We start from the raw sequence: 26,400 nt of genomic DNA, 5'->3' as shown, positions 1-26,400 counted from the left end.
AGCCTTGCGTGGCGGGGTTTCTAGCTGCCATCATTGCCCACAGATGCCCAACTACTACCGGTTGGCTTTGGGGGTACAGGTGGGACTATCGCCGAATACCCCCCAAAACCATACCCAAACTGATTCCCCCGCTAAGCGAGTTGCAGGGCTAGCCTAGCCGTAACCGATCGTTGGTAGGTCCCAGCCGAGCGTTGGATCCGGATAGGGCTGCAACCTGCAGTCCTCAAACTGCTCCATGAGACTCACAGCCATGTCGAGCCATGTCATGGGGAAAGCTCCTAAACGATCCTGCATGGAATGACCGCGTTCTCGTCATGCAGGTGGACGGCGCATACGTGGTGGAAGCCGTCGACGATCAGCAGTTTCTCGGGTGTACGCACAAGCAGGATAGGTGAAAGCTTCTTTCCCTCTTCGATTTTTTCGAGGTCGTGCTCGAAGTGACTGTTCTTTTCGTCGAGCAGCCGCGGGCCACTCGCACACGCTATATCGTTCGCCTTGAATTCAAAACTTTCCGCGCTGCGCAGGTCGTGCACGTAGCTGCCCGCTGCGTCGATCGGAAAATGAAGCGTCAGATACGAGGGTGCAGCCGTGAAATCGTGCTACTCAGTCTCGTCCAGTCAGTGAATTTCATGTCTCATTTCTTTTTTCTCAGCATGACGTAGTCCAGCCGGATTTCTTCCAGCTTCAGGCATTTACGCGACGGCTTCTGAATCTTCGAGTCGCTTGCGACAAATGGTTGCTGCAGGATGAGAAGGGAATTCGCAGACGACGCGTTCGTCGATTGCGCGATTAAAGGCGTGACGAGCTGCTGGAATCTCTGTCGGCGTCAGATTGGCTCGGCGCGCTTCCATTTCGAACTGGCTATCCCGATAGATCGCTAAGCCCTGCAAGCCATCCCAACGCATGCCGATCATGTTCGCGTGTGCGATGAAGCGATTCTTTACCTCAGCCAGGCACGATGTACTGGGAGATTTCTTTGTCCGGAAGTTTCCAGCGCCGCTGGTTTTCCGAAGATCCACCTTAATCATTTCACTTTTTACCGATATCAATTAAGCACTACTTAGCAAAAGAAGAACGCCCCCACCTTTGAAGCAACAGGTGTCTGGTCAGGACGGAACGGATCGCTGGGAAGGGACCGGCATTCCATATGTCGCCTCAAGTGTGGGGCGCCCATCAGATGCATTGACGACCATCAATGCTGGCAAACTAAGATTTGCTGCTTCGGTCAGTATATGTTGGAAGTAAATCGATCGCGGAGCCTGCAAATAACTCCGCGGCCTACCCGTCCACCTCGACTGACACAATCGGAACTCAGGCCAATCAACCGCGTCGTATTGCACATGCCTGTAGCCATCTTGATCTTACGGAGCGTGCAGGCCAGCAGCAACTGTCCGATCGGGATAAAACCTATCGCACCTACCAGCACCGTCTTCATCTTGCCGCGCATCTCTGCGGCGACGATCGCCGAGAGCCGAGCCTGAGCCGCATACGCACGTCGAACCCGATACGACACGCCGATTCCGTTTTTCACTGTCACGATATCGCCCAGAACCTTGATTTACTCCGCGCGGTAGCCGACTGGGTCTTTCAGCCTGGCGTGGAAGTCCTCGTTTCGATAGACCTTGCGACTCGTAGACATGCGTATGTCAGAGGGAAATTTCCCCGGAAGGGAGAGCTTCCGGATGGTCTCGCGACCGATCGGAGAAAACGGCATTAGCTGACGCGGCGTCGAGAGTCCGTCTTGCGAGACAACTGGCACCTGTGGTTGAAAAGGTGCATTCTTTTCAAGGGTTTTGATCATTTGGCTCACCGTGGGAGGTCAATGAGCCAATATTATTTGTGCGCAACCTGATTTGCTACGCGCATACGCAGAAGTTACTCCATGCGCATAGGTTCCTGTCTGCGCAGAAGGGAAGCTTAGAAAGCGCCATCTCCTTTCTTTGCGGCTGACACGATCTCGGCAAGTTTCTTGTGCGATAGGGGAACAACTTTGCTTAACTCTGTAGCCGCTTTCTGGGCAGATAGAGCTGGATCAATATTATTTTTCCAGTATTCTAAGGCTGTCTCAGCTAAAGCATAGTTTTCTGCATGGCGCTTTTTTGCCATTTCCGATGCGGCATTCGAGGTGGCGGCTTTGCCGAAGGGAGTGCCGCGTACAATGCCCGCCCAATATTGCGCCGAGGCAGCATAACTCCATGCCAAATCGCTGGCCTTTTCTGCTTTCATGGTTTTCATTGCTTGTACAGCGTACGATACAGCAATCAAAACAGCATGAAGCAGGGCAAAAGACGATGTTTCTTTCGGATCTTTATCAAAACTGTCGAAAAATTCTTCTTCTCTTCGGTCACCATCGGTTCCTTCACTATCCCAACATCCTTTAAACATAGTCTCAAAAAAGAATTTCTCTGGATCTTCGCCTTTCTCTTCAAGATGGTCACCAAGCGCTTGTACATAGACGTCACACACCGCTGAAATTACGCTGCCTGCCTCGGTTATCGGCGTCCTCATACTTCTTGGAATTGGCTTTTCGAATTCTGAATTTTCCATTGGCGCCCTCACGCAGCGTTATCAGAAACCGCGCCAACAGGGTAAGGGAGCCCTGCTTTCGCCCCGTCGGACTAGGCACGGTTGTACCGTAGCGATGCCAATATACTCCCTGTCGCGCCCAAATTCCGCGGGGGCCCCCAAGCGCGCACTCAAAGGGGGGCCGTTTCGCCCCCCCTTTTGAGTCACCGAAAGTGAGTTGCAAATCCTATTAGGGCAGTGAAGTCGAACCCAAGGACATGCCGAAATGACGGGAGGGCAACGATGATTCGAGGCCCTGGGGCGGTTGCTCAGTTGCTAAAGTTGCCGCCACTCCAGCCGACATCCATGCATGGAAAATGCAAACGACATCCCGTTCGGCCCCGGTCATCCACGGTACGAAGAAGCTCAGGCGCTTGAGAGTACTGTGCGCGTCGTGCGGAAAGCACAAGGCAAGAAGAATCCCGAAGACTTCCCGTATGGCTCACCTGCGTGGCGCGATGCCGATGAGGATTACATGCGCGACCTGTTGCGTGCGTTGGGTGGCAATCCGGACGAGATTCGCGGCTAGGCAGTCGCTGGATATGAAAGCCCCGCTCGGGGCGGAGCTAAACCGCTCTGTACGCAGACTGCCGCCCTATTTCTTCGGCGGTGGCGTATTTTGGCCGGCCTGGAACACTGAAAGCGTCGCCTGAATCAGTGACTCGTCAGATTGCTTCATGCCAATGTACATGCCGGCGGCGATGGCAAAGACCGCAAGAACTGTAACAATAGCGCTAGCCCAGAACGACGCACGCAGGCCAGCAGCTTTCTCAGCAGCTCCCGCCGCGCGTTCGGCCGCATCTTTGGCCTGCGTGGCGATCAGTTCCAGCTTTTGGTCACGTGCATCCAACGCCTTTTCACGCTCAGCCTTAAGCAAATCGTTGCCGATTTCGCGTTGGTCGAGTCGAGCAATGAATTCGTTTATCTTGCCGCTAATTTCGGTCAGGCGCTTGTCCATCCGAGCCTCAACGGCTTCGAGACGGGCTTCGAATTCTTCACGGGTTGGTGTATTCATGGTCAAATTCTCGGCACCGATCTCGCGGCTTTCCAAATAGGTTCCGAGCTCCATTGGAGATTGCTTCAACGGTGCTTTAGCAAGCGCCGCCGGCAAGAAGTAAAGTACTTTTTCCGCGCCCATATGTCACTCGCGGCTCAAGTCATCGAGCAGATTCTGCAGCGCGCTCTTCAGCGGTTCTTCGGCCTTGTCTACCAAAGTACGCAACAATGCCGGTTGATACGTCCATTTGATCCCGACATCTGCTGCCGCAGGATCTTTGTTAACAATCGCTTCCAATTCGTCCTTACTGAAATCCCATGTCGAGATCAACGAGCAATTCTGGCATACAGCTCCGAAACACAGGAACTGAAGTTCGTTTACATTCTGCTGACCAAACGCGCGCACCGACATGCCAATCGTCCTATTGCTCGACCTCAGTTGAGGCATCGCATACTGCTCGATTGGCATAGCACGGGCTGTAACGTAAAAATTCTTTAGCGCATCCCTACACCCCGGACAGCAGCGTTGTCGAATCACTCCCGGCTTACTTTCGCCCGCTTGTTTTGTATCGGACATGTCGATTCGCCTGTTCGAGGTTGCTCCCCAGCACCAGTTGACGCACTGATGCTTCACGGCTTCAAACTACATTGTTGCACGATATTGGTTCTTTCACTCGTGACAGCAGCATGGGTAAACCCGTCATCCTATGCGCTGACGGTGCCAACATTGCACCGCATGAATCATCCGTCCCTCCTTAAATATCTTATCGAAGCCGCACAGCGATCTGCTCTAGCGTCACAGCAGTAATGTTCGTTCGGCGCAAGCAGCGCCGCCGCGGGCCATCACCGATGACGAATCAGGGGCACCCAGAAATACCCCCAAGAATTTGAGGGTATACATGGGGGTACAAAATAGGAAGAATCGCCCCTGAATCACCATCACACTGAGCATGTGATTCCTGTCGGGGGGACCATCCTGGTTCCAAACATCCCAGCCTTACCATGCAAGTCCCGCATAACCTTCCCCTCCCGTCACCCACCCCCTCCCCGCAGCATCCCCGTGTTAAGTTGCGCACCCGCATTCACGCACACACCGTTGCAACAGACGGCCAAAGGAAATGGAGCGGTTTTTCATGCAACGCGGGAGCGCCGTAACGTATTTGCTGCGGCGCCGGCGCGCCTGGCTTGCCGCCATCGAGGCCACACCCAGCGGCAACGTTGAAATGGAGTCGCGTCAGATTGAGTTGATCGAGAGGCTCATCCTCGACGTGCGCTCGGGCCGGGTTCGCAGTTTCGAACTGACTCAGCCTAAACTCGTGGCGATTTTTGTCACCCGCTAGTGAGCCCCCAGGCTCGCCTTCAACCACCCTGCAATCTCGCCCAAGGTTTCGACACACTGCGGAAACCGCGCAACCTGAGCCGGCGTCACCGGAAAGTTATGTCCCATATCCGGCGCGTGCAAATGAGTGAGCACCACGCCCGCCGCCTTCAGTTTCTCCACATACGCGAGCGCTTCATCGCGCAGCACATCGTATTCGGCGGTCGTCACCAGCGTCGGCGGCAGCGCAGGCACTTCTCGCAAGCGCAGCGGCGCCACATTCGGATCGTCCGGTGAAACGCCCGCAGCATATTGCTCCCAGAACCAGCGCATCAGATTCGCCTCGAGTCCGTACCCAACCGCATTCTCTGCATAGGACGGATGACCCGCATCCGGATGATCCGTAACCGGATACAACAACAACAGCGCGCGCAGCGCATTTGCATGCGGCTGCGCCTCGCCGCACATCCGGTTCGCAGCCACCGCGGCCAGATTCGCGCCCGCGCTATCGCCACCTAACGCTAGCCGGGAAACATCGCCGCCGAACTCATGCGCGTGCCCCGCCGCCCATTCGAAGGCCGCAAGCGCATCCTCCAACCCCGCCGGATAGGGATGCTCCGGCGCCAGCCGATACTCGACCGAGACGATGATCACCCCCGCCGCTTCGCTCAACAAACGGCAAAACGGATCAACGGTCGCCACGGCGCCCACCACCCAGCCGCCGCCGTGCAAATACACCATCACCGGCTGCGGCATCGCCTCCGCGGGCGGCAGATAGAGTCTTGCGGTCAAACCCGCCGCAATCTCCACGTCACGCGTTCCGACCCGGTTCGGCAACCCTGCAATCGACACCCGGCTTTCGAGCGCACGCATCATGAACTCACGCGCCATGCGCACACGCTCATCGTTATTGGCTACGACAGGCGGTGCGCCTGCGGCGGCGGCCTGCTCATCGAGCAGACGGCGTACTGCGGCATCAAACGGCTTGCGCTCTTTCATAAACGGGTCCTTCCGCTATGCGGTCATGGGCGAGTGAGATGAGTTTCACCGGGGCCTGTGCAAAATACTGCAAAAGCCAGACCGTTGCCACGACGCTGCGTGAAGCGAATGAAACGCTGCCGATTCAAACAAACAGGCCCGCATCTCATTCGAGATGCGGGCCTGTTTCGATTCCCGCCACTTGTGGGCGCACTACCCTTGCGGCATTCGTGCGCCTGCTGCGCCGTTCATTAACGCACGTTATAAACCGGCGGCGAATACGGGCTTGCGACGCTTTCGGTGCGTTGTCCCGTTTGGGTCGAACCGCTGACGCTCGCACCGTAACCCGTCGTATCGGCTTGTGCGGCGCCTTTTTCAGCGGCGACGCGTGCTTCCGCAGCCTGGATATCGGCGGGGTAGTCTTCGTCGTTCGAGACCGATGGGTTATAGCCGGCTTTTTCGAGTTGAACCAGTTCGTTGCGCACCTGTGCGCGCGTCACGGGTTGATTCGTCTGAGCAAACGACACCGCGGGGATAGCAAGAACGGCAGCAATGGCAACAGCCTTGATAAGCGATTTCATGATGTACCTCCAAAGATTGTCTTGTGCGGTGCTACAAACAGGTTTGTGTGTAGCGAGTGATTACAGTCTACGAGGCGCCGAATCCTGGGTGAAGACCAAAATTTCGAATTCATTGTTGTCGCAAACATCACAATTGAGCAGCCGCGCAATCCCGCTCGAAAACAGGCCCTCGGCAAGCCCGTTGCGTGGTCGATTCACAGCAAACGAGCAAACGAATTGACGCGGTAAACCAGCGGTATTCGTCTGAATGAGCGCCACGCTGCACGCGTATTCTTCGATTCATGGGCGCGTGGAATTGAATGGATTCCTACCTAATTCATGCGCTTCGTTGTCGAGCGCGTATTCATCAATACGCCCTATTCATCAGACGTAAAGCAAGCGGCCAGAACCGCCGGCAGGATCCACGGGGATACATATGAATACCTTTATAGACGAAGGCATCGCCCATATCGCCAAGGTGATGAGGCCGGCCTTGTATGGGGATCTCGGCGGCTCGTATCTGCCGTCCACCTACTGGCGTCAGCGCCTTTACCGGATACTGGACACCACGCATCTGACGAACGCGCAGCTTCGGGCCGTCGATAGCCTGCTGCTGGAACTGGACGAGTTCGACCTCTGCACGAAGCTGCCGTCGTCCGCGCACGCTCAGGTTCAGCTAGTCTCGTAGCAGCCAGGCAATTACCGCCTGCGGTTCGCGCAAGCAGGCTCTGCGCATGAAGCGCCTGTATGTCAGGATTTCGACGCCGTTGGCCAACCAAGGTGCGCCGCCCGCCGCAGCCACGACTCGACCACAAGACGATGGAAGGGCGCGATCAGATTGATGTAAGTGCGGCCAAGACGGTTATGACAGTTCACCACGGTCGAGACAACGAGGTATGGCGCGGCGCCAATCGCTAACGGCCGCATCTCGCGCATCACCGACAACCTGAAGTCGAGATGCTTGTCGTCCGCACCGAGGATGATCTCGTGCGGCCTGCGTTCATAAACCCTGAAAATATCGATCCGCTCCTCGCCCGCATCCGTCGGCGACTTGCGCAATTGTGTCGCGGTCTTGATTCCGAAGCTCGCCACCAGCGCATCGCGCACCGACATCAACCTGGCTACCCATGACGGCTGATGCGTAAGCAGGAAGCGCGCTAGCGACTCGGGATCGGCAATTGCGCCGTCGGGCAAGCGGACTGCATACGCATCCGCCAGATAAGGTGCGTCATACATTTCGGTTACGCGCGATTCGCCCGGCACGGACACCGCCTTGACCGACCAGTCTGTCGTTTGCATAGCTACCCACTCCACAATTGAAATCGACGCTCGCACTGGTAATGCGATACCGGATCGTGGCGCGTCGATTTCCTCACGTCCGATTGATTAGGAGTGGCGATCGTCTGGATCACATACGCTCCTGCCAACAAACCACACATGCGCCGAAACAAGCGAACCTGCTCATCACTGAAGCAGCTTGCGCACGTCCTGCTCCCAGGCAGGTTGTCCACATCCGGAAGGGTTCTCCGGGCCCAGCAAGGTCAGATAACCACGCGTCTTCATGCAGGCTTCATACGCCCGCACCTTGACACAGCGTCCTTGACCGGCACTTTGCGCAGCGGCCTTGCATGCGGCAATGGACTGATCCATTGGCCCGAAATCCAGATCGTCGGCGCGCGACAGGTCAGGTGCATCGGCGCCTGTGGCCGAGAACTCCACCGGGCCGCCCTGGGCGCATCCGGTGAGCAACACGGCAGCCGCCATCGCGCAAACCAACAGAAGTGAACCGCATGATTTCATCGTCGCGTCTCCGCTCCCTGCAACCGCGAACATCATACGCCGACGCCCCCCATCGGCGTAGCGAACCTCGCCGGATCGCCTCCACCCATGCCAGGCGCATGCTTTTCGGCGATAATCGCCGCCATCCGCCTGTCCGTCCCCGGCGCCACTCGCGCGCCACTCACGCACCACCGGGGACGTGGCAGACTAGCCCAACACCGCAGCCGAAGACCATCCGGCCCGGCCGCGCGAAGCCGTTCATTCGGGCGCGCGCCCAGCCGCAAGCATTCTATGAGCAAGACAGCGAACCCGCAGCGCCAGATCGATAACCTGCTTCGCCAGGCGGTCGCCCTGCAGCAAAACGCGGCCTATGCCGAGGCCGAGGACCTGTACCGCGAGATTCTCGCGCTGCGGCCCAGGCACTTCGATGCGACCCAGTTGCTTGGCGCCCTCGCGCTGCAATCGGGCCGTCTCGACGAAGGCATCGAGCTGCTGAAAAAAGCGGTCGCCATCAACGGCATGCAGGCGCCGATTCACTCCAATCTCGCCTTCGCCTACAACGCGCGGCGGCACTTCAAGGAGGGGCTCGCCAGCGCAAACCGCGCGCTCGCGCTGCAAGCCGATTTCGTCGACGCGCTGAACAATCGCGGCAACGCACTGGCCGGTCTGGATATGCCCGCCGAAGCGCTGGCGAGCTTTGAGCGCGCGCTGAAGTTGCGCCCTGAATTCATCCAGGCGTGGAACAACCGCGCCTGCGTGCTGCGCGATCTTGGCCGCCCCAGCGACGCGCTGGCGAGTTGCGACCAGGCCATCGCCTTGCAGCCGACCTATGCAGACGCGTGGAGCAATCGCGCGAACGCCCTGAGCGACATGAACCGGCCACAGGACGCGCAACTGAGCTACCAGCGCGCGATCGAGTTCGCGCCCGCGCTCGCCGACGCCTGGAACAATCTCGGCCTAACACTGCTCGATCTGGGTCAACACGAACAGGCGCTGCAAAGCTACGAGCGCGCGCTGGCGTTGAACCCCGACTTCGCCGAAGCGCACTGGAACGAATCGCTTTGCCTGCTGCAGATGGGCAAGCTCACGCAAGGCTGGGAGAAATATGAATGGCGTTGGCAACGCAACCGGATCAAGGCGGGCCAACGCGGCTTCGCGCAGCCGCTATGGCTGGGGGATTTCGCCATCGACGGCAAGACCATCCTGCTGCACGCCGAGCAGGGTCTGGGCGACACGCTGCAGTTCTGCCGCTACGCCTCTATGGTGGCGGCGCTGGGCGCGCGAGTGCTGCTCGAAGTACCGCCGGAACTGATGCGCCTGCTGACCAGTCTGCAAGGCGTGGCGCAGTTGATCGAACAAGGCCGGCCTCTGCCGCCGTTCGATTGCCACTGTCCACTGCTCAGCCTGCCGCTCGCGTTCAGGACCGAGCTCGCAAGCATTCCCGCGACCGTGCCTTACCTGTTCGCCGACGCGCAGACGTCGCAACGCTGGGCCGAGCGTATCGCGCTAGATGCGGCTGATGACCGCCATCTGAAAGTCGGCCTGGTCTGGGCCGGCGGAAACCGGCCACATGTGGCGGAACTCCGAAAGAACGACGCGCGCCGCTCGATCACGCTCGACGCGCTGCGTCCGATCCTCAAGGTGCCGCACGTCCGCTTCTACAGCCTGCAGAAAGGACCAGCGTCGCAACAACTGACGCAGTGGCCGGAACTGGGCGAGCAGATCGTCGACTTCACGGAAGAACTCGCGGATTTCGCCGACACTGCGGCGCTCGTCGCGAACCTCGACCTCGTCATTACGGTCGATACGGCCGTCGCCCACCTGGCTGGTGCGCTCGGCAAGCCGGTGTGGATCCTGAACCGGTTCGACACCTGCTGGCGCTGGATGCTGGAGCGTCAGGACAGCCCGTGGTACCCGAGCGCGCAGCTCTTTCGCCAGCCGGCGCTGGGCGATTGGGACAGCGCGATCCAATCGGCGCGCACGGCGCTTCTTGCACACGCCGGGAGCGTCAATCAGACCGCGCGGTAGAACCCGAGACCCGTGCAAAGCCCGAGACGCTGTACAAAGGACTTCGGATCGAAGCCCTCTTGCGCGAACCTCCTTTGCACAATCCCGGTGGCAGCGCCGACCGCTCGCTGGCTCGCCCACTCCACCTCAATTCCGTTTCGGAATCTCCAGCCCGCGCGCCACCGCCGGCCGCGCGACAAACGCCTCGAGCGCCCGTCTGACGTTCGGAAAATCCGCAATCCCCACCAGATCGCCAGCCTCGTAAAAACCGATCAGGTTGCGCACCCACGGGAAGGTCGCGATGTCGGCGATCGTGTATGCGTCGCCCATGAGCCACGTACGCCCAGCAAGGCGCCCCTCCAGCACACCGAGCAGACGCTTCGACTCCGCGATGTAGCGGTCGCGCGGGCGCTTGTCCTCATACTCCCTGCCGGCAAACTTGTGGAAGAACCCCACCTGCCCGAACATCGGGCCAATGCCGCCCATCTGGAACATCACCCATTGAATCGTTTCGTAGCGGCCGGCGGCGTCTTGCGGAATAAGCTGACCGGTCTTGTCCGCGAGATAGATCAGGATGGCGCCGGATTCGAACAGCGCGAGCGGCTTGCCGCCAGGTCCGTTCGGATCGATGATGGCCGGAATCTTGTTGTTCGGATTGAGCGAGAGAAATTCCGCCGACATCTGGTCGTTCGTGTCGAAGCGCACCAGATGCGGTTCGTAAGCGAGGCCGGTCTCCTCGAGCATGATCGAGATCTTGACGCCATTCGGCGTGGGCAGCGAGTAGAGCTGCAGGCGCTCGGGATGCTGGGCCGGCCATTTGGCCGTGATGGGGAAAGCGGACAGGTCTGTCATGGGAGCCCTAATGGACGGGATGGACGGGGACGGCAACGACGATGCCTGTGCTGGGCAAGCCGGTCCGGCGAACAAGCCGTTCAATATAAACGCTCCCGCGAAATTTTTCCGGCGCGGCGGTACGGCGGCTCCATTGCGGCCCCGCAAACGTTTCCGGATAACAAGGCATGCTAATCAATCGGCGCCGCTTAACCCCGCTCAAGCGGCGCCGGCTTTACCACGGATCGTTCGTCGCGGTCCCCGCGCGCCGGCTATAGCCCTCACGCCACAACGCCGCCCCAACCGACATCAGCAGGGTCTTTTCTTCCCCGTCGAGATATTCCCACGCCGAAGCGAGCCAGTCCGCAAAGCCGGCGCAAACGTATTCGACGTTGACCGGCGCTTTCCCCTCGAGGTATTGCAACTCGAACATCGAGATCACTTTTTCGGGTGTCATCGCACGTCTCAAGATGGTTGCTGTCGATGCATCCAGTGTAGGCGAGCGCGTCCCGGCGCGCGAAGCTTCGCGACCCTCTATCCAGACAGGCTGCAACCGGCGTGGCAGACGCGGTCATTGCCGCAGCGCGGCAGAAAAACAAAAAGGCGCCGAAGCGCCTTTCCGTCAACCCGGACTGCCTGATTACGGTGCATTCCGCTTGGCGTTGTCCTTGGCTTGTTCCTTGCCGTCACCGTAAGCCTTGCGGATTTCACCGGCACCTTGCTGAAGATCGCCCTTCAGCTCCCGGGCCTTGTCACCCGTGGCCTTGCCGACGGCCTCGTTGACCTTGCCCTTGACCTGCTCAGCGACACCTTTCACCTGGTCCTTGTTCATATTCAGCTCCATGCGATTGCAATGCCGGCGCGAAGTTACGCCAGTGCCTCCAATCAGCAACCGCTGTGCCCAGCCCTTGCCGGCCCCGCCGACATGTTCAAAAAAGTTTGCCGCGCCCCTAAAGTCCGGATCCAGCCCGCCGTTAACGAGCTATGGCCCCTATGCTCATTACGCCGAGCCACACCTTGTCGGCAACGCTCATTGACCAGGACATCGCGCATATTCGCCGCGTGATGCTGCCGTCGCTGACCGGCGACCTGGGTGGGTCAATCCTGCCGCCCGCCTACTGGCGCAAGCGCCTGCATCAATTGCTGGACAGCGAACGCCTGTCCCACGCGCAACTCTGTGCCGTCGACAGTCTGCTGCTGCAACTCGACCAATACGACCCTGCCGATTGCCTGCCCAGCTGGAAGACCCTGCCGCTCGACGCCTACGAAGGCCGTACAGCCATTTCGCAGCCATCACACTGAGCGCAGGAGCTTGGTGCCTCGCGCCTCGTACCCACCGCGCCGTTCTGCGCTGGTAATTCCTGCCAGCAATACACCCGTTAAAAAAAATGCCGCGGACCATGCCGCGGCTTGAACACACCGTAACGCGGAGATCTAGCGTCACTGGCCCTAGCCTAACAACCTTAGATGACAGTCGCAATCTGTCAGACATGGAATTGACGATAGTTGACCCTTAGCCGACAAAAGGCTTGCCGCGTCAATTTTGCCCGTTCGAGCGGGTAATCCTGGGAAAAAGGGACAACTCCAGGTCATAATGTCCGCAAAAATCCCCAGCAAGGACCGCTAGTGACCCAGGCCCCACCGCTCGAGCTGCTAAAACAGGCGCGCACCCGCTTCACCCAACGAGAAATCGCCGCTCACGTCGGCAAAGACATCAAGACGGTGCGCCGCTGGGAAAAAGGCGAGACACCCTGTCCGGCGATGCTCGAACCCGCCCTGCGCGACCTGCTGCAGGCCGGCGGGGCAAGCAAGCACGGCGGCGCGGCAAGTGGCGAAGCCAACTTCCGCTTCATCGACCTGTTCGCCGGCATCGGCGGCATCCGCATGGGTTTCGAGGCACAGGGCGGCGCCTGCGTCTTCACCAGCGAATGGAACGATTTCTCCAAGAAGACCTATCTGGAGAACTACGGCGCGGACCACTCGTTCATCGGCGACATTGTGTCGTACCCGGCCAGCGACGTCCCTGCCCACGATGTGCTGCTCGGCGGCTTTCCGTGCCAGCCGTTCTCGATCGCGGGCGTCAGCAAGAAGAACGCGATGGGCCGGCCGCACGGCTTCGAATGCTCGACCCAGGGGACGCTGTTCTTCGACGTCGCCCGCATCATCGCCGCCAAGCGGCCTGCCGCGTTCCTGCTGGAGAACGTGAAGAACCTGCTGTCGCACGACAAGGGCCGCACCTTCGAGGTGATCCTGCAGACGCTGCGCGAAGAGCTCGGCTACGAAGTGCATTACCGCATCGTCGACGGCCAGCATTTCACGCCGCAACACCGCGAGCGGATCATCATCGTCGGCTTTCGCGGTAAAACGGCGTTTTCATGGGACGACCTGCGGCTGCCCGAACAAGGCCCGCGGCTCGGCTCGATCCTGCACCGCACCGACGGCAGCGAGCCGGTGCTGCCGTGGGACCACGACCGCTTCTTCGATCACGCCAAGAAACGCGTGCAGCCGAAGTACACGCTCACACCCAATCTGTGGACCTATCTGCAGAACTACGCGGAAAAACATCGCGCGGCGGGCAACGGCTTTGGCTTCGGGATGGCCTACCCCGACAGCGTGACGCGCACCCTGTCGGCCCGCTACCACAAGGACGGCTCCGAAATCCTCGTCTCCCAGGGCAAGCGGCTGCGTCCGCGCCGCCTCACGCCGCGTGAATGCGCGCGGCTGATGGGCTTTCCCGACACCTTCCGGATTCCGGTCAGCGACACCCAGGCATACCGCCAGTTCGGCAATAGCGTGGTCATGCCGGTGATGCGGGAAGTGGCGCGCATCATGCTGCCGCATGTGCAGGCGCGCGTGCGCGCGGACTGATGGTCGACATCGTCGATGCCGCCACGCGCAGCCGGATGATGTCCGGCATTCGCGGGCGCAACACCAAACCGGAGCTGCTGATCCGCAGCCTGCTGCATCGGCGCGGATTCCGCTTCCGCCTGGACGCGCGCGACCTGCCGGGACGCCCCGACATCGTCCTGCCGCGCTATCGTGCCGTCGTGTTCGTACACGGCTGCTTCTGGCACGGCCACGATTGCCCGCTCTTCAAATGGCCCCAGACGCGCCCGGAGTTCTGGCGCGAAAAGATCGGCCGCAACCGCAGCAACGACGAGAAGTCGCGCGCCGCGCTGCTCGCCGCCGGCTGGCGCGTCGCGGTGGTGTGGGAATGCGCCTTGCGCGGCGCTAACCGGGATCTTGACGGCGTGCTGCAACGGCTGGCCGACTGGCTGCCCGGCGACACCGCCGAGTTCGAGGCGCGCGGCTGAAATCCCATATGGATGCTGCCTGTTTCGAACAAGCGAAATAGCCGCCGGTGATACACTCGATTGGCTCGCCCGGGTCTGTCCGCCACGCGCTTTTCCGGCAGCTCGACCCATCTGAGAACCACCTTAAGGAGGCATACGATGGCTGACTTCCGTCTCTGGTCCGACGACTTCCCCACCAACGGCTTCATGCCGAAAGCCCACGAATACAACGACAAGGCATTCGGCGTGGATGGCGACAACATCTCTCCGTCTTTGCAGTGGGAGGCGCCGCCGGAAGATACGCAAAGCTTCGCGCTCACCGTTCACGATCCCGACGCGCCGACCGGCAGCGGCTTCTGGCACTGGGTCGTGGTCAACATTCCGGCCGACGTCCGCTCGCTGCCGCGCAACGCCGGCAAGGCAGACGGCAGCCTGCTGCCGCAAGGCGCGCTGCAGGCGCGCAACGACTACGGCACGGTGGGCTTCGGCGGCGCCGCGCCGCCGCGCGGCGACAGGACGCACCGCTACATTTTCCGTCTGCATGCGCTCAAGGTGGCGCATTTGCCGATCAATGCGGAGACGACCAACGCGATCGCGCGCTTCATGACGCATCTGAACGAGATCGATTCGACGACGCATACCGGTTTGTACGAACTGAAATAACCGACGCGCAAACTGGCGCCGAGGCGGGCACGCTGCCTGCCCCGGCGTCATAGTCGCAACTGAGTCGCAACTGAGCCGCACCTGAGTGGCAACTGAGCGGCACCCGCGCCGCAATACGGCCAGAAGACGGCTTCGCGTCGGTACCTTGCATTCGAATTCGCGCCTACACCTACCTCTGCCTATATCCCAAGCGATGCACGCACCAGCCTCCGGTAACGAAAGCTCCACTCCTTCGGGCGCAGCAAGCGGCGCCCACGCCGCCACACCCGACATCGAACTGGGGCTGCCCCTGCCGCAGCGCTATTGGGCCATCGTCGTGGTGGCGCTCGGCATTACGCTTGCCGTGCTCGATAGCGCGATCGCCAACGTGGCGCTACCGACCATCGCCCGCGATCTGCACGCCAGCGCCGCCGCGTCGATCTGGGTCGTCAACGCCTACCAGCTGGCGATCACCATTTCGCTGCTGCCACTGGCGTCGCTCGGCGACCGGATCGGCTACCGGCGCGTCTACCTGGGTGGCCTGATCCTGTTCACAGTTGCCTCGCTCGGATGCTCGCTGTCCAGCTCACTGGTGACGCTCGCAATCGCCCGCGTGATCCAGGGTTTTGGCGCGGCGGGCATCATGAGCGTCAATACCGCCCTCGTGCGCACCATTTATCCGCCCGCCCAGCTGGGACGCGGCGTCGCCATCAACGCGATGGTGGTGGCGGTGTCCTCCGCGGTCGGGCCGACGGTCGCTTCAGGCGTGCTCGCCATCGCTCCATGGCCGTGGCTGTTCGCCATCAACGTACCGATCGGGATTGCCGCGGTCGCCACCGGCCTCAAGGCGCTGCCGGGCAACGTGGGACATAAGGCGCCCTACGACTACCTCAGCGCGGTGATGAACGCCCTCGTGTTCGGCCTGCTGATCTTCGCGGTCGACGGACTCGGGCATGGCGAGGCGTGGGGCTATGCCGCGCTCGAAGCGCTCGGTGCCGCGGTCATCGGCTATTTCTTCGTGCGCCGGCAATTGACGCAGCCAGCCCCGCTCCTGCCCGTGGATCTGCTGCGCATTCCGGTGTTCGCGCTGTCGGTCGGTACGTCGGTCTGTTCGTTCGCCGCGCAGATGCTCGCTTTCGTCTCGCTGCCGTTCATGCTGCAGGACACGCTCGGCCTGTCGCAGGTCCAGACCGGGCTGTTGATGACGCCCTGGCCGCTCGTCATCGTGGTGGCCGCGCCGTTGTCGGGGGTGTTGTCGGACCGGCTATCGGCCGGCTGGCTGGGCGGCATCGGACTGGTCGCGTTGACCGCCGGCCTGCTGCTGCTCGCCACACTAGGCGCGCATCCTGACCCGCTGCAGATTGCCTGGCGCATGGCGTTGTGCGGTGCGGGCTTCGGCATCTTCCAGTCGCCGAACAATCGCACCATGCTGGCGGCCGCGCCGCGCGAGCGCAGCGGCGGTGCGAGCGGCATGCTGGGGACTGCGCGCCTGACCGGGCAGACGTTCGGCTCGGCGCTGGTGGCATTGATCTTCGGCGTTGCGCCGCAGCATGGACCGACCGTCGCGCTGTATGTCGCGGCGTGTTTTGCAGCGGTGGCCGCGGTAGTCAGCACAATGCGGGTCATGCAGCACGCGAGCCCCGCGGCGGCGTAATGCATAACCCCGTAATGCACAACCTCGTGGCGCTAATCTCGCAGTGCTAACCTCGCAGTGCTAACCTCGCAGTGCTAACCTTATAGGACGGTGAGCCGCACTTGCGGCGCGCCGTGCTGTCAAAGGCTCTACCCGCGCCGCGTCTTCACGCATCGCGCGGCAACGGGTGTCCCTGCACTTCCCTGCATGGTTTCTGAACGATGCCGAGGGGGTTCCCATGTCACTCATCGTTGCTGGACGCTTCACCACGTTTCCTGCTGCCGAAGCCGCCGCGCATCAACTGTTCGAGCACGGTTTCGTCGAAGAAGACGTCACGCTGTTCTTTGTCAATCCACGCGGTCAGCACGCGCGCCACGCGCCCGATCACGGCGGCCCGGGGGCCGGCGCCGCACCGCCAAGCCATCATCCAGCCGGTCATGGCGCGAGCCTTGGAGCAGTCGCCGGGGCCATCATCGGCGCCGCGATTTTCATGGCATTCGCTGCCTCCCTGCCGGTTGTGGTGATCGCGGCGGGGGTCGGAGCGTATCTCGGCTTGCGCGTGGGCGTGTTCCTGCAGACGCGCAACGCCAACGCTACGCATCATGAACTGGTGCACCACGAGTTGCGCAATTCAGGCGTGCTGGTGGCCGTGCATGTCTGTGAGGACAACCAGCTCGACGCCGCCGCCGTGCTGCGCGAAGCAGGCGGCACCGACCTCGAGCGCGCCACCGGCCGCTGGCAGCGAGGCCGTTGGGCGGACTTCGACCCGACCACGACGCCTGAGCCGCTAGGCGAGCTGAACCAGCAGCACGCGTAAGGCTCGCGCAATGCGAACGCTTGCGAAAACGGCGGCCACGTGGCCGCCGTGGAGAGCGCGTTGTCGGCCTTTTTGTTGGGCCTCTTTGTTGGCATCTTCGTTGGACCTCTTTATTGGCATCTTCGTTGGGCCTCTTCTGTCATCCTCCTTGTCAGCCCATCACGCCGGAGCAAAGCCCGCGAGCCGCTTGATGGATTCGACGTGACAGCATGGATGAGCACCCGCTCTACCCACCGGAGCTGAAGGACTCGTGCCACGCTGATTCAGCGCACCCAAAGCCCTTTGATCAGCCCCTCGATCACCCGTTAGGCGCCGTTCAGCGCTTCAGGTCGCTGTCACGTCCGCGAGCTTTACCGCCTTGGCCGTCACCGAAGAAGCCGTCGCCACATTGCGCAGATCGGCAAGGAAAGTATCGCGCCACACCGACAGGTTGTTTTCCCGCAGCGGCGCCATCATGTCCGCGTGCCGCGCCTGGCGTTCCGCGAGCGGCATCGAAAGCGCCCGCTCGAGCGCCTCGGCCATCTGCGACAGGTCGAACGGGTTCACCACCAGTGCGCCCGGCAGTTGCTCGGCCGCGCCGGCAAACTGCGACAGTACCAGCACGCCTGGATCGGCCGGGTCCTGCGATGCCACGTACTCCTTTGCAACCAGGTTCATGCCGTCGCGCAACGGCGTCACATAGCCCACCTGCGACTGGCGGAACAGCGCCATCAGCAGATTGCGTTCGTACTTGCGGTTCAGGTACTGGATCGGCGTCCAGTCGAGTTGCGCGAAACGGCCGTTGATGCGGCCGGCTTCGCCCTCAAGCGTCTGACGAATGCGCTGGTAGGTCTGCACATCGGAGCGCGTCGGCGGTGCAATCTGCACCAGCGAGACGCGTCCGTGCCAACCCGGCGCCGTCAGCAGCAAACGCTCGAAGGCCTGAAACCGTTCGACCAGGCCCTTCGAATAATCGAGGCGGTCCACGCTCATGATCAGCTTGCGGCCGCGCATGCCGTCACGCAGGCTGCGCACGGCCTTGCGGTCGGTGAACTGCTCGGCGGCCCTGGCGATCGCATCGGGATAGATCCCGATCGGATAGGCCGCAACTTTCAGGAAGCGGTTATACGCGTGCACCATGCCGTCTTCGCTCGAAGTGCCGTGCTGACCGCGCTCGATATAGTCGACAAACGACTGCCGGTCGGCATCGGTCTGAAAACCCACGACGTCGTAGCTGCACATCGCCTTCACGAGCTCTTCGTGCGGCGGCACGCTGCGCAGCACTTCCGGCACCGGAAACGGGATATGCAGGAAAAAGCCAATCGGATTCTTCACGCCGAGTTCGCGCAGGCATTTCGCAAACGGCAGCAAGTGATAGTCGTGCACCCAGATGATGTCATCGGGCTTGATCATTTCCTTCAGCTGCTTCGCGAGCGTCTGGTTCACGCGCAGATAACCGGCGTACTCCTGACGATCGAAGCGCGACAGGTCGTTACGGTAGTGGAACGTCGGCCATAGCGTCGCGTTCGAGAAACCACGGTAATACTGGTCGTAGTCGCGCTTGGTGAGCCCCACCGTTGCGTACGTCACGTTGCCCTGCTGCTCGATCAGCGGCGCTGCCGGCTCTGCCACTGTCTCGCCGCTCCAGCCGAACCACACGCCACCGGTTTCCTTGAGGGCGTCCAGCACACCGATTGCAAGACCACCGGCTGCCGGGCGGCCTTCCTGCGTCGGCGCGACACGATTCGATACCACGATCAATCTGCTCATTGGTGCTACACCTCACTCAGTTGTTCGTTGCATGTGGGAATGTGCCGCCCTGGTGCATGCAAATCGCGTGCCTCATCTCAAAACTGGCGGAATGAAAATGTATGCAAATGTGACAGGCAGGGATAAACCTGCCGTGCGCGAGCGCCGCATCAAAAGAATTTTCCGTTTTGCGTAGCTTCGGCGAAATCCCTCAGGCGTCCTGCTCGGAGCCGAGGTCGCGCTGGTATTCGAGTCCTTCGTGGCGCACGCCGCCCTGGTTGTGCTCGCCATCCGGCGGAGCGTCGGGGGCGACGCGGTTCTGCCCGGCCGGGTCGTGTCCCGCCGGTTCCGGTCCTGTGAGCGGGCCGCCCGCCGGCGGGGCTCCCGCTGCGCTGCCGGGGCGTGAATCGCGCTTCGAATGGCGCGCGGAGCGCCGCAATGCCGGGTGTCTCATGATCGATGCCTCCTCGGGAAGCCGGCCGCCCTCGTGAACGGCTCTCACTTAGTCTAGAGCCCGCGCCGTCAATTTGCCGGTAAAAAGCGTCGCCGTCTTTGTAACAAATACAGCAATCCGGCACAGGGGCGGGTGGGCCGTGGGCAAGGCAGATCGAAGGGTCGAATAGAGCGGCCTTAGAACCCCATGTGACAAGCCGCACGGCACGACGTATGCGGCGCCTCATTGGGTTGCGGGGGCGGATCGCCGATCGGCGGCGCGCTCGGTTCGACCGGCTCGCGGGTTGGGTCCGGCACCGTATCGGGTTCGCTGGGATTGGGCGGGTCGGTCGGCTCGGGGCGATGTGCATCGAGCGCGGGAGCGGGGGCATGCAGCGGCATAAACGTTCCTTGTGTGCGTTCGTAGAGATCGCAGCAACGCCTGTGCCCTGGCGCACGCACCCCGGGCAGCGCGTCAGACGTCGGCGCCGCCCAATGCCCGCGATTCGTCTGAAGCGTCGCCGTCTTCGCCGCGGGCCGCGTCGTTACCGTATTCGACCAGGCGGTTGTAGAGCGTCTTCAGGCTGATGCCGAGAATTTCCGCGGCACGCGTTTTCACGCCGCCGCACTGCTCGAGCGTGGCGAGAATCAACTGGCGATCCGCCTCGGCAAGCGAGGTGCCGAACGCAATCGTGATCGCCGTTCCTGCGGCGGGTTTGGACAGCGTGATCTGCAGCGGCACGGTTGCCGTGCTGTCCGAATCCGCACCGGACATGATGTGAGCGCGCTGCACGTAGTTCTTCAGCTCGCGCACGTTGCCGGGCCACGGGTACGACAGCAGCATCTCCTTGACCGCAGCCGGGAAGTGCTTGCGCGTGCTGTGGCGCTCGTTGAGCTCGTCGAGGAATGCCTGTGCGAGCTGTTCGACGTCCTTGCCGCGTTCGCGCAACGGCGGCAGGCTGATCGGAAACACGTTCAGGCGGTGATACAGGTCGAGGCGCAGTTTGCCTTCCAGCACCGCCTGCTCCGGATCGCGATTGGTAGCCGCAATCAGGCGCACATCGGTTTCGATTTCCTTGGTGGTGCCGACCCGCATGAACATGCCCGTTTCGAGCACGCGCAGCAGCTTGACCTGCAACTCGATCGGCATTTCGGTGATTTCGTCGAGGAACAGCGTGCCGCCGTTGGCGCGCTCGAAATAGCCCTTGTGCTGCCGGTCCGCACCCGTAAACGAGCCGCGTTCATGGCCGAACATTTCCGATTCGATCAGATTCGGCGAAATAGCGCCGCAGTTGACCGCGAGGAACGCGTGCTTGCGGCGCAAGCTCAACTGGTGCACGGTCTGCGCGGCCACTTCCTTGCCGGTGCCGGACTCGCCTACCAGCATCACCGAGGCGGCCGTAGGCGCCACGCGGCTGATCTGGTCGTAGACCTCCTGCATGGCCGGCGAATTGCCGAGCATCAGCCCGAAGCGGCCCATGCGGCGCAGCTCGCCGCGCAATGTGCCGATTTCCGCCTTGAGGTCGCCGGGGCGCGGCAGGCGCGACAAGATCGCCTTCACGCGCTGCATGTTGATCGGCTTCACGAGGTAATCGGTTGCGCCCATTTTCAGCGCACTCACGGCCGATTCCACCGTAGCGTGGCCGGTAATCACGATCACTTCGACACCCGAGCGCGGGTCGAGATCTTCGAACAGGTCGACACCGCTGCCGTCCGGCAGCTTCAGGTCGGTAAACACGACGTCCGGCATCTGCCGGACCAACTGGATGCGCGCTTCGCGCAGATCGCCCGCAGTGGCGGTAGTGAGGCCGTCTTCCCCGATGATGGCGGCGAGCGCCTCGCGGGTACTGGCATCGTCATCGACAATCAATACGTGTGGCATCGCGTCTCGAAAGCCCGAAAGTTCTGGTTGTGGATGGCATGCGTGAAAGCATGAAGAAACCGCCGGGCGCTTACACGCCGCCGCCGTCGCGCTGCGCATACAGCGCGGCGGCGTAAGGACACACTCACTTCACAAGTGCCCCCGTTGGGTTTCAGCAAAAGCCGGACTTGGCACGAATTCGCAACAATTCGCGTGTTACGCACAGCTAAACGGACCTATTGTTGTGTGAATATCTATTATAAAACCTTATTGGGACAAACTGTCAGCCGCTCCCCCCATCTCTCCCTTTTAAGGCTGCCCATTGTGCTCCCCTAGCGCTCGTGTGGCGCGCGATCCGAAACGGACGCGCGAAGCACCGCTCAACTATGGGGAAAAGGCCAAGCCCCGCCGCCCGCCCCATTTGGGTGCCCTCCTCCATTTGCGCCGCTAGCGGGCACCCCGCCGGCCGCAACCACATGCGCGCCTGGCGCCGTCTGGGCCGTTGCGACAACTGCCCCGCCCTCGTCCTCCCAGCGGTTCAGCTCGCGATTCAAACTCGCTTGCGAAGCGCGATGCTTTTGCGCCCAGCGCCACGCCAGCACCCCGCCGACGGCCACCAGCGCGCCGAAAATGCCAATCTTGGGCCGTGCCATAAGTCGATCCTCCTTAACGTGTTCAGCGTGCCGTCAGCACGCCGAGCAGAAAACCCACGCTCGCCGCAATGCCGACGGCACGCCACGGGTTGTGCCGTACGTAGCGCTCGGTATTCACCGCCGCCCGGCGATAGCGCCGCTGCGCCGCATCCTGCGCGTCTCCGAGTGCCGCCTGCAGCGTCTCGACGTGGGTACTCAGCCGCTCGCGTAACGCCTCGACGCCTTCACCCGGCAGATTCGCCGCGAGCCGTGCCATTTCTTCCGAGTCGGTGAGCAGGACCCGCAAGTCCTCAACCATTTTCTGCCGGCCCAGTCCTAGCTGTTGCGTGGTGTGAGTCATGCGCCACTCCTGTATCAATCTGCAGTGCGATTGCGTATGTGTGCGCCGGCACCGCATGTTCCGAAAGTCCTGTCTCCGCAAACGGTGTACCCGATAACCTATTTGATGAAACTGAGCGCGGCGAGACGCGAATCGTCGGCGAGGCAATCGTGCCGATTGGGCTGCTTCCAAGGTCAATATTGCCGACGCACGGCGCGCCGGGCACTCGGTGAAATTACGCGCACCGGCAGGCATGGCATTCGCGTTCGAGCGCAACCGCACATGCTCGTTGGACAGCGCGGCCACGCAATCGTTAGCACCTCCAGTTGGGTTTCACGCGTAATGGGCATACGGATTGCCGTGCCGCGCAACCGATGGTTAAATCGATTTTTATGAGATAGTGGCCCATTACATCCATGCACAGGCTCACACTCTCGACAGGCCTGCGCGGCACCATCGAACACATTTGCACAGGACAACCTGGTTATGGCGTCAACCGATCTGGACTCGCCCACGCTTGCCTCCGGCGATGCGGCGGCAGCGGGCAAGTCTCGCGTGACGGACGGCGTTGCGGGACTCAAGTCATATGGTCTGCTGTATGGCTCATCCCCCGTGATGCTCGATTTATACGAACAAATCGAACGGGTTGCGGCGACCGATGCAACCGCCCTCATCATCGGCGAATCCGGCACGGGCAAGGAACTGATTGCCCGCACGATTCACGATCACAGCGCGCGTAAGGACGCGCCTTTTATCGCCGTCAACTGCGGTGCGATTCCCGACGAGCTGATCGAAGCCGAACTGTTCGGCCACGAAAAAGGCAGCTTTACCGGCGCCGTGCAGGGACGCATCGGCTACTTCGAACACGCCAATGGCGGCACGCTGTTTCTCGACGAAATCACCGAAATGGCGCCGGTGCGCCAGGTCAAGCTGCTGCGTGCGCTGGAGACGGGCACGTTCTACCGGGTCGGCGGCAACGATCTGATCAGCGGCGACGTTCGCGTGATTGCGGCCACCAACCGCGACCCGGCCGTCGCCGTAAAGGAAAACGGCCTGCGCGAAGACCTGATGTACCGGCTCGCAGTGTTTCCGTTGCGCGCGCCGCCGCTGCGCGAGCGCGACGGCGATCGCGAACTGCTCGCGCAGCATTTCCTCGCTGCGTTGAACGCCCAGGAAAACACCAGCAAGAGTTTTAGCAAGCGGTCCATTGAAACGCTGCGCACCTGGTCGTGGCCCGGCAATGTGCGTGAGCTGAAAAACGCCATCTACCGGGCGTTTATTCTCGCCGAGAAAACCGTCGAGCTGCCGCACCCGCATCTCGCCTCGCGTGTGAAGAAGGCCGTCACCCAGGGCGACGCGATGAGTGTGTGGATCGGCACGCCGCTTGCCGACGCGCAGAAGCAGATCATCCTCGGCACGTTGAAGTACTGCGGCGGCGACAAGCGGCGCGCAGCCAAAGCGCTCGGTGTGAGCCTGAAGACGCTCTACAACCGGCTCAGCAGCTACGGCGACGACGATGCCTCGGAGGAAAGCGAGTCCTGAGGCTCCTTGTTCTCGTGGACGCGGCAAGCCCCGCCAGAAAAGGCAGTGGGTCGCATCATCTTTTGCAATTGCTTGCATTTTCCCTATCCCAATTGCAAAAGGCATCCTGCAAAATATTGCAGCGTCGCGCGCGGCGCGTCGTCAGCCCAGTCCGTCGCAACCACTCGGCGTGCACGGCAGAGGCAGGAGCACAGACAGGGAAATGCAAATATCAAACCGTAATGCGCGCTGGGCTGACCGGGCCCCGCGTGCAAGCGCCGTATCGTTCACCGCACCGTTCGTCACGCCGCTATTGGCCGTGGCCGTTCTGGTCTCCGCCAGCCTGAGCGGCTGCAGTTCGATCTACTCGGAAAGCGCCACGGCCGGCGCCGGTATCGCAGGCGCCGCGATTGCCGGCAAGGTCACGCGTAACGCCGCCGTCGCAACCGGCATTGGCCTCGGCGCCGTCGCCGCCGCGCAGGCCGGCGTGCAGTACTCGGAGCGCGTGGTCCACCGCAATACCCAGGACGGCATCGCCAAGGTAGCCGGGCCGCTCGATGTCGGCGCAGTGGCGCCGTGGAGCGTGACGCACACCGTACCGATCGAAGACGACGAACACGGCCGCGTCACCGTAAGCCGCGCCATCAGCACAGGCGCGCTCGACTGCAAGGAAATCGTCTTCTCGGTGGATGCGGACGCGACCAAGGACAAACCGGCCAGCAGCGCGTTCTATGTCGCCTCCATCTGCCGCGACGGCGCGGCGTGGAAATGGGCCTCCGCCGAACCCGCCACCGAGCGCTGGGGCGCGCTGCAATGACGCCGCGCCCGACCGTCGTTTTCGCTGCGGCTTTTCCCGTGGTTTCCCCGGTGGTTTCTCGTGTAGCTTCCCCTGTGAGCCTGCGCCTGGTGCTGGCCGGCGCGCTGTGCGTCGGCGCCAGCCTGCTGACGAGCGGCTGCTCGTCGGTCGGCGCGGCGAGCGGCGCCGCGGCCGGGGTCGCCTCGGGCCTCGTCACCGCCAATCCGGCGGTAGGCATCGGCGTCGGCATTGCAGTGCAATCGGCCACCGACGAAGCGGTGAAGCGCTACATGCGCAGCATGCACAGCGACCAGCAGAACGAGATCGCAGCGCTGGCCGGCGGCATGCCGGTAGGCGCGACCAAGCCGTGGAGCGTCAAGCACACCATGCCGATCGAGAACGGCCACGGCGAAGTGCGGGTGACGCGCGCGTTCACCTCGGCGCTCGCCATCTGCAAGGACTTTGTGTTCTCGGTGGCCGACAGCGACAAGCCGGACGCCCACGAAGACTGGTACACCGCCAGCGCCTGCCTGCAGGACAAGGGCTGGAAGTGGGCATCGGCCGAACCGGCCGTCGAACGCTGGGGCAATCTGCAATAAGACAAGAGGGGCGGCAGGTCTGACCTTGCCGCCCCTCTACAAGCGCTACTTCACGCCACCAACGCGACGCTCAGGACTCGACGTCCTCGAGGCTGAAAATTTCCGTCTGGTCGTTGTACGAGAAGATCTCGCCATAACGGCCCCAGTTGATGACGGCGTCGAGCGTCTCTTCCGCGGCGCTGTCCGACAGAAAATCTTCCAGCTCCTGTTCGAAACGCACGCGCGGCGCACGATGCCCCGGGCGCTCGTTGAGCACCTTCTTGATCCGCGCTGCGAGCGGCACATGACGCAGCAGATGCTCGGCGAACATCATCTTCCGTTCCTGGGTACCGAACTCCGAAAACACACGGGCCGGCGGCGTCAGGAAAATATCGCCTTCACGCACATCGGCGAAGCCCAGGTACTGCAGCACTTCGGCAACCGGGAACAGATCGTCCACCTCCAGATGCAGCGAGCGGGCAATTTCCGGCATGTCGGCGCGGCCATGGTAAGGCGCGGCAGCCAGCGTTTCGATCAGACCGGCCATCAGGTTGGTCGACACATGCGGCAGCCAGCTTCCCAGCTCCAGGCCCTTTTTGGTGGATTCGTCGGTCTGACGCGCCGTCATCTTCGCGTAGATCTCGTCCACCAGACGGCGGAACGCCGGGTCCAGGCGGTTGCGCGGATGCTGGAACGGCACCTTGATCTCGGCGATCACGCGGCCAGGGTTCGACGACAGCACGAGGATGCGGTCGCACATGAACACCGCTTCCTCGATGTTGTGTGTGACGATCAACACCGACTTGATCGGCATGCGGCCCTGGGTCCACAGATCCAGCAGGTCGGTACGCAGCGTTTCGGCGGTCAGCACGTCGAGCGCGGAGAACGGCTCGTCCATCAGCAGCAGGGTCGGGTCGACCACCAGCGCACGGGCAAAGCCCACGCGCTGACGCATGCCGCCCGAGAGCTCGCGCGGATAGGCGTTTTCGAAGCCGTCCAGACCGATCAGGTCGATGGCCGCCAGCGCCCGTTCGCGGCGTTCGCGGGCGCCCACGCCCTGGGCTTCGAGACCGGCTTCCACGTTCTGCAGCAC

The 26,400-nt window shown here is 61.9% G+C and carries 32 protein-coding genes; 13 read left to right on the top strand and 19 right to left on the bottom strand.

What is annotated here, in order from left to right; genetic code table 11:
* Positions 1-278 precede the first annotated feature (278 nt).
* From FFS45_RS09545 to FFS45_RS09535, 3 genes are all read right to left on the bottom strand, one after another.
* Positions 279-533, bottom strand: coding sequence for a hypothetical protein (locus FFS45_RS09545; RefSeq protein ID WP_212745716.1), 255 nt, complete (start codon positions 531-533; stop codon positions 279-281).
* A gap of 159 nt (positions 534-692) precedes the next feature.
* Entirely contained in the window at positions 693-1,028 is a 336-nt protein-coding gene (locus tag FFS45_RS09540; RefSeq protein WP_137954395.1) for a hypothetical protein, read from the bottom strand.
* Positions 1,029-1,917: 889 nt separating this feature from the next.
* Entirely contained in the window at positions 1,918-2,547 is a 630-nt protein-coding gene (locus tag FFS45_RS09535) for a hypothetical protein (protein ID WP_137954394.1), read from the bottom strand.
* A gap of 328 nt (positions 2,548-2,875) precedes the next feature.
* Here FFS45_RS09535 and FFS45_RS09530 point away from each other — a divergent pair, with 328 nt between their 5' ends.
* Positions 2,876-3,094, top strand: coding sequence for a hypothetical protein (locus FFS45_RS09530; RefSeq protein ID WP_137954393.1), 219 nt, complete (start codon positions 2,876-2,878; stop codon positions 3,092-3,094).
* Between the two features lie 66 nt (positions 3,095-3,160).
* Here the strand turns inward: FFS45_RS09530 and FFS45_RS09525 are convergent, their stop codons facing one another.
* A complete protein-coding gene (locus FFS45_RS09525; protein WP_137954392.1) occupies positions 3,161-3,703 on the bottom strand; it encodes a hypothetical protein in 543 nt (180 codons plus the stop codon).
* Between the two features lie 3 nt (positions 3,704-3,706).
* Entirely contained in the window at positions 3,707-4,138 is a 432-nt protein-coding gene (locus FFS45_RS09520) for a hypothetical protein (RefSeq protein WP_137954391.1), read from the bottom strand.
* Between the two features lie 556 nt (positions 4,139-4,694).
* On the opposite strand from FFS45_RS09520, the gene FFS45_RS09515 reads away from it, so the two are divergent.
* Positions 4,695-4,901, top strand: coding sequence for a hypothetical protein (locus FFS45_RS09515; protein ID WP_137954390.1), 207 nt, complete (start codon positions 4,695-4,697; stop codon positions 4,899-4,901).
* Here the strand turns inward: FFS45_RS09515 and FFS45_RS09510 are convergent.
* Both FFS45_RS09510 and FFS45_RS09505 read right to left on the bottom strand, forming a co-directional pair.
* Entirely contained in the window at positions 4,898-5,878 is a 981-nt protein-coding gene (locus FFS45_RS09510) for an alpha/beta hydrolase (RefSeq protein ID WP_137954389.1), read from the bottom strand. The genes FFS45_RS09515 and FFS45_RS09510 overlap by 4 nt on opposite strands.
* Before the next feature lie 230 nt (positions 5,879-6,108).
* Positions 6,109-6,438: a DUF4148 domain-containing protein gene (locus tag FFS45_RS09505; protein WP_137954388.1), complete on the bottom strand. Its 330-nt coding sequence runs from the start codon at positions 6,436-6,438 to the stop codon at positions 6,109-6,111.
* A 415-nt stretch (positions 6,439-6,853) separates the two neighbouring features.
* On the opposite strand from FFS45_RS09505, the gene FFS45_RS09500 reads away from it, so the two are divergent.
* Positions 6,854-7,105 (top strand): hypothetical protein, encoded by a 252-nt coding sequence (locus FFS45_RS09500; protein WP_137954387.1) that lies wholly within the window; start codon positions 6,854-6,856, stop codon positions 7,103-7,105.
* Between the two features lie 62 nt (positions 7,106-7,167).
* Here FFS45_RS09500 and FFS45_RS09495 read toward each other — a convergent pair whose 3' ends face one another.
* A complete protein-coding gene (locus FFS45_RS09495) occupies positions 7,168-7,716 on the bottom strand; it encodes a DUF2867 domain-containing protein (RefSeq protein WP_137954386.1) in 549 nt (182 codons plus the stop codon).
* 165 nt (positions 7,717-7,881) lie between these two features.
* Positions 7,882-8,169 (bottom strand): hypothetical protein, encoded by a 288-nt coding sequence (locus FFS45_RS09490; protein WP_349292313.1) that lies wholly within the window; start codon positions 8,167-8,169, stop codon positions 7,882-7,884.
* A gap of 318 nt (positions 8,170-8,487) precedes the next feature.
* Between FFS45_RS09490 and FFS45_RS09485 the strand changes: the two genes are divergently transcribed.
* Complete coding sequence (locus FFS45_RS09485) at positions 8,488-10,224, top strand: tetratricopeptide repeat protein (RefSeq protein ID WP_137954384.1); 1,737 nt, start codon at positions 8,488-8,490, stop codon at positions 10,222-10,224.
* A 126-nt stretch (positions 10,225-10,350) separates the two neighbouring features.
* Here FFS45_RS09485 and FFS45_RS09480 read toward each other — a convergent pair whose 3' ends face one another.
* The 3 genes from FFS45_RS09480 to FFS45_RS09470 form a co-directional block, all read right to left on the bottom strand.
* A complete protein-coding gene (locus tag FFS45_RS09480) occupies positions 10,351-11,055 on the bottom strand; it encodes a glutathione binding-like protein (RefSeq protein ID WP_137954383.1) in 705 nt (234 codons plus the stop codon).
* A 214-nt stretch (positions 11,056-11,269) separates the two neighbouring features.
* Entirely contained in the window at positions 11,270-11,491 is a 222-nt protein-coding gene (locus tag FFS45_RS09475; RefSeq protein WP_137954382.1) for a hypothetical protein, read from the bottom strand.
* Between the two features lie 183 nt (positions 11,492-11,674).
* Entirely contained in the window at positions 11,675-11,866 is a 192-nt protein-coding gene (locus FFS45_RS09470) for a CsbD family protein (protein WP_137954381.1), read from the bottom strand.
* A 161-nt stretch (positions 11,867-12,027) separates the two neighbouring features.
* Here FFS45_RS09470 and FFS45_RS09465 point away from each other — a divergent pair, with 161 nt between their 5' ends.
* The 6 genes from FFS45_RS09465 (at position 12,028) to FFS45_RS09440 (ending at position 17,419) form a co-directional block, all read left to right on the top strand.
* On the top strand, positions 12,028-12,336 hold the full coding sequence (locus FFS45_RS09465) for a hypothetical protein (protein WP_249362744.1): 309 nt from the start codon (positions 12,028-12,030) through the stop codon (positions 12,334-12,336).
* Between the two features lie 324 nt (positions 12,337-12,660).
* The gene (dcm, locus tag FFS45_RS09460; RefSeq protein WP_137954380.1) at positions 12,661-13,902 is read left to right on the top strand and encodes a DNA (cytosine-5-)-methyltransferase; all 1,242 of its coding nucleotides are present in this window, start codon (positions 12,661-12,663) and stop codon (positions 13,900-13,902) included.
* The gene (locus FFS45_RS09455; RefSeq protein ID WP_137954379.1) at positions 13,902-14,348 is read left to right on the top strand and encodes a very short patch repair endonuclease; all 447 of its coding nucleotides are present in this window, start codon (positions 13,902-13,904) and stop codon (positions 14,346-14,348) included. Before dcm ends, FFS45_RS09455 begins: the two co-directional genes overlap by 1 nt.
* A 138-nt stretch (positions 14,349-14,486) precedes the next feature.
* Positions 14,487-14,990, top strand: a complete 504-nt coding sequence (locus FFS45_RS09450; protein ID WP_137954378.1) for a YbhB/YbcL family Raf kinase inhibitor-like protein — start codon at positions 14,487-14,489, stop codon at positions 14,988-14,990.
* Between the two features lie 193 nt (positions 14,991-15,183).
* A complete protein-coding gene (locus tag FFS45_RS09445; RefSeq protein ID WP_137954377.1) occupies positions 15,184-16,623 on the top strand; it encodes an MFS transporter in 1,440 nt (479 codons plus the stop codon).
* 217 nt (positions 16,624-16,840) lie between these two features.
* The gene (locus FFS45_RS09440; protein WP_137954376.1) at positions 16,841-17,419 is read left to right on the top strand and encodes a hypothetical protein; all 579 of its coding nucleotides are present in this window, start codon (positions 16,841-16,843) and stop codon (positions 17,417-17,419) included.
* Positions 17,420-17,743: 324 nt separating this feature from the next.
* Here FFS45_RS09440 and otsA read toward each other — a convergent pair whose 3' ends face one another.
* The 6 genes from otsA to FFS45_RS09410 all read right to left on the bottom strand — a co-directional run bounded on the left by otsA (position 17,744) and on the right by FFS45_RS09410 (position 22,433).
* Positions 17,744-19,168: an alpha,alpha-trehalose-phosphate synthase (UDP-forming) gene (gene otsA, locus FFS45_RS09435; RefSeq protein WP_137954375.1), complete on the bottom strand. Its 1,425-nt coding sequence runs from the start codon at positions 19,166-19,168 to the stop codon at positions 17,744-17,746.
* 190 nt (positions 19,169-19,358) lie between these two features.
* Positions 19,359-19,601, bottom strand: coding sequence for a hypothetical protein (locus FFS45_RS09430; RefSeq protein ID WP_137954374.1), 243 nt, complete (start codon positions 19,599-19,601; stop codon positions 19,359-19,361).
* Between the two features lie 176 nt (positions 19,602-19,777).
* The gene (locus tag FFS45_RS09425; RefSeq protein WP_137954373.1) at positions 19,778-19,981 is read right to left on the bottom strand and encodes a hypothetical protein; all 204 of its coding nucleotides are present in this window, start codon (positions 19,979-19,981) and stop codon (positions 19,778-19,780) included.
* A 73-nt stretch (positions 19,982-20,054) separates the two neighbouring features.
* Complete coding sequence (locus tag FFS45_RS09420) at positions 20,055-21,461, bottom strand: sigma-54 dependent transcriptional regulator (protein ID WP_137954372.1); 1,407 nt, start codon at positions 21,459-21,461, stop codon at positions 20,055-20,057.
* 359 nt (positions 21,462-21,820) lie between these two features.
* Positions 21,821-22,093: a hypothetical protein gene (locus tag FFS45_RS09415; RefSeq protein WP_137954371.1), complete on the bottom strand. Its 273-nt coding sequence runs from the start codon at positions 22,091-22,093 to the stop codon at positions 21,821-21,823.
* Positions 22,094-22,115: 22 nt separating this feature from the next.
* Positions 22,116-22,433 (bottom strand): DUF883 family protein, encoded by a 318-nt coding sequence (locus FFS45_RS09410; RefSeq protein ID WP_137954370.1) that lies wholly within the window; start codon positions 22,431-22,433, stop codon positions 22,116-22,118.
* 465 nt (positions 22,434-22,898) lie between these two features.
* Here FFS45_RS09410 and FFS45_RS09405 point away from each other — a divergent pair, with 465 nt between their 5' ends.
* From FFS45_RS09405 to FFS45_RS09395, 3 genes are all read left to right on the top strand, one after another.
* The gene (locus tag FFS45_RS09405) at positions 22,899-23,954 is read left to right on the top strand and encodes a sigma-54 dependent transcriptional regulator (protein ID WP_137954369.1); all 1,056 of its coding nucleotides are present in this window, start codon (positions 22,899-22,901) and stop codon (positions 23,952-23,954) included.
* 202 nt (positions 23,955-24,156) lie between these two features.
* Positions 24,157-24,750, top strand: a complete 594-nt coding sequence (locus tag FFS45_RS09400) for a hypothetical protein (protein WP_137954368.1) — start codon at positions 24,157-24,159, stop codon at positions 24,748-24,750.
* A gap of 50 nt (positions 24,751-24,800) precedes the next feature.
* Entirely contained in the window at positions 24,801-25,328 is a 528-nt protein-coding gene (locus tag FFS45_RS09395; protein WP_249362740.1) for a hypothetical protein, read from the top strand.
* A gap of 70 nt (positions 25,329-25,398) precedes the next feature.
* Here FFS45_RS09395 and FFS45_RS09390 read toward each other — a convergent pair.
* Positions 25,399-26,400: nitrate/sulfonate/bicarbonate ABC transporter ATP-binding protein (locus tag FFS45_RS09390; RefSeq protein ID WP_137954367.1), on the bottom strand; the 1,002-nt coding region annotated here is incomplete at its 5' end.

Origin of the sequence: Burkholderia sp. 4M9327F10 (assembly GCF_005503145.1) — a bacterium.
Classification (GTDB): Bacteria; Pseudomonadota; Gammaproteobacteria; order Burkholderiales; family Burkholderiaceae; genus Paraburkholderia.
Note: the sequence above shows the minus strand (reverse complement) of the source record. Positions and strands in the feature narration are given on the sequence as shown.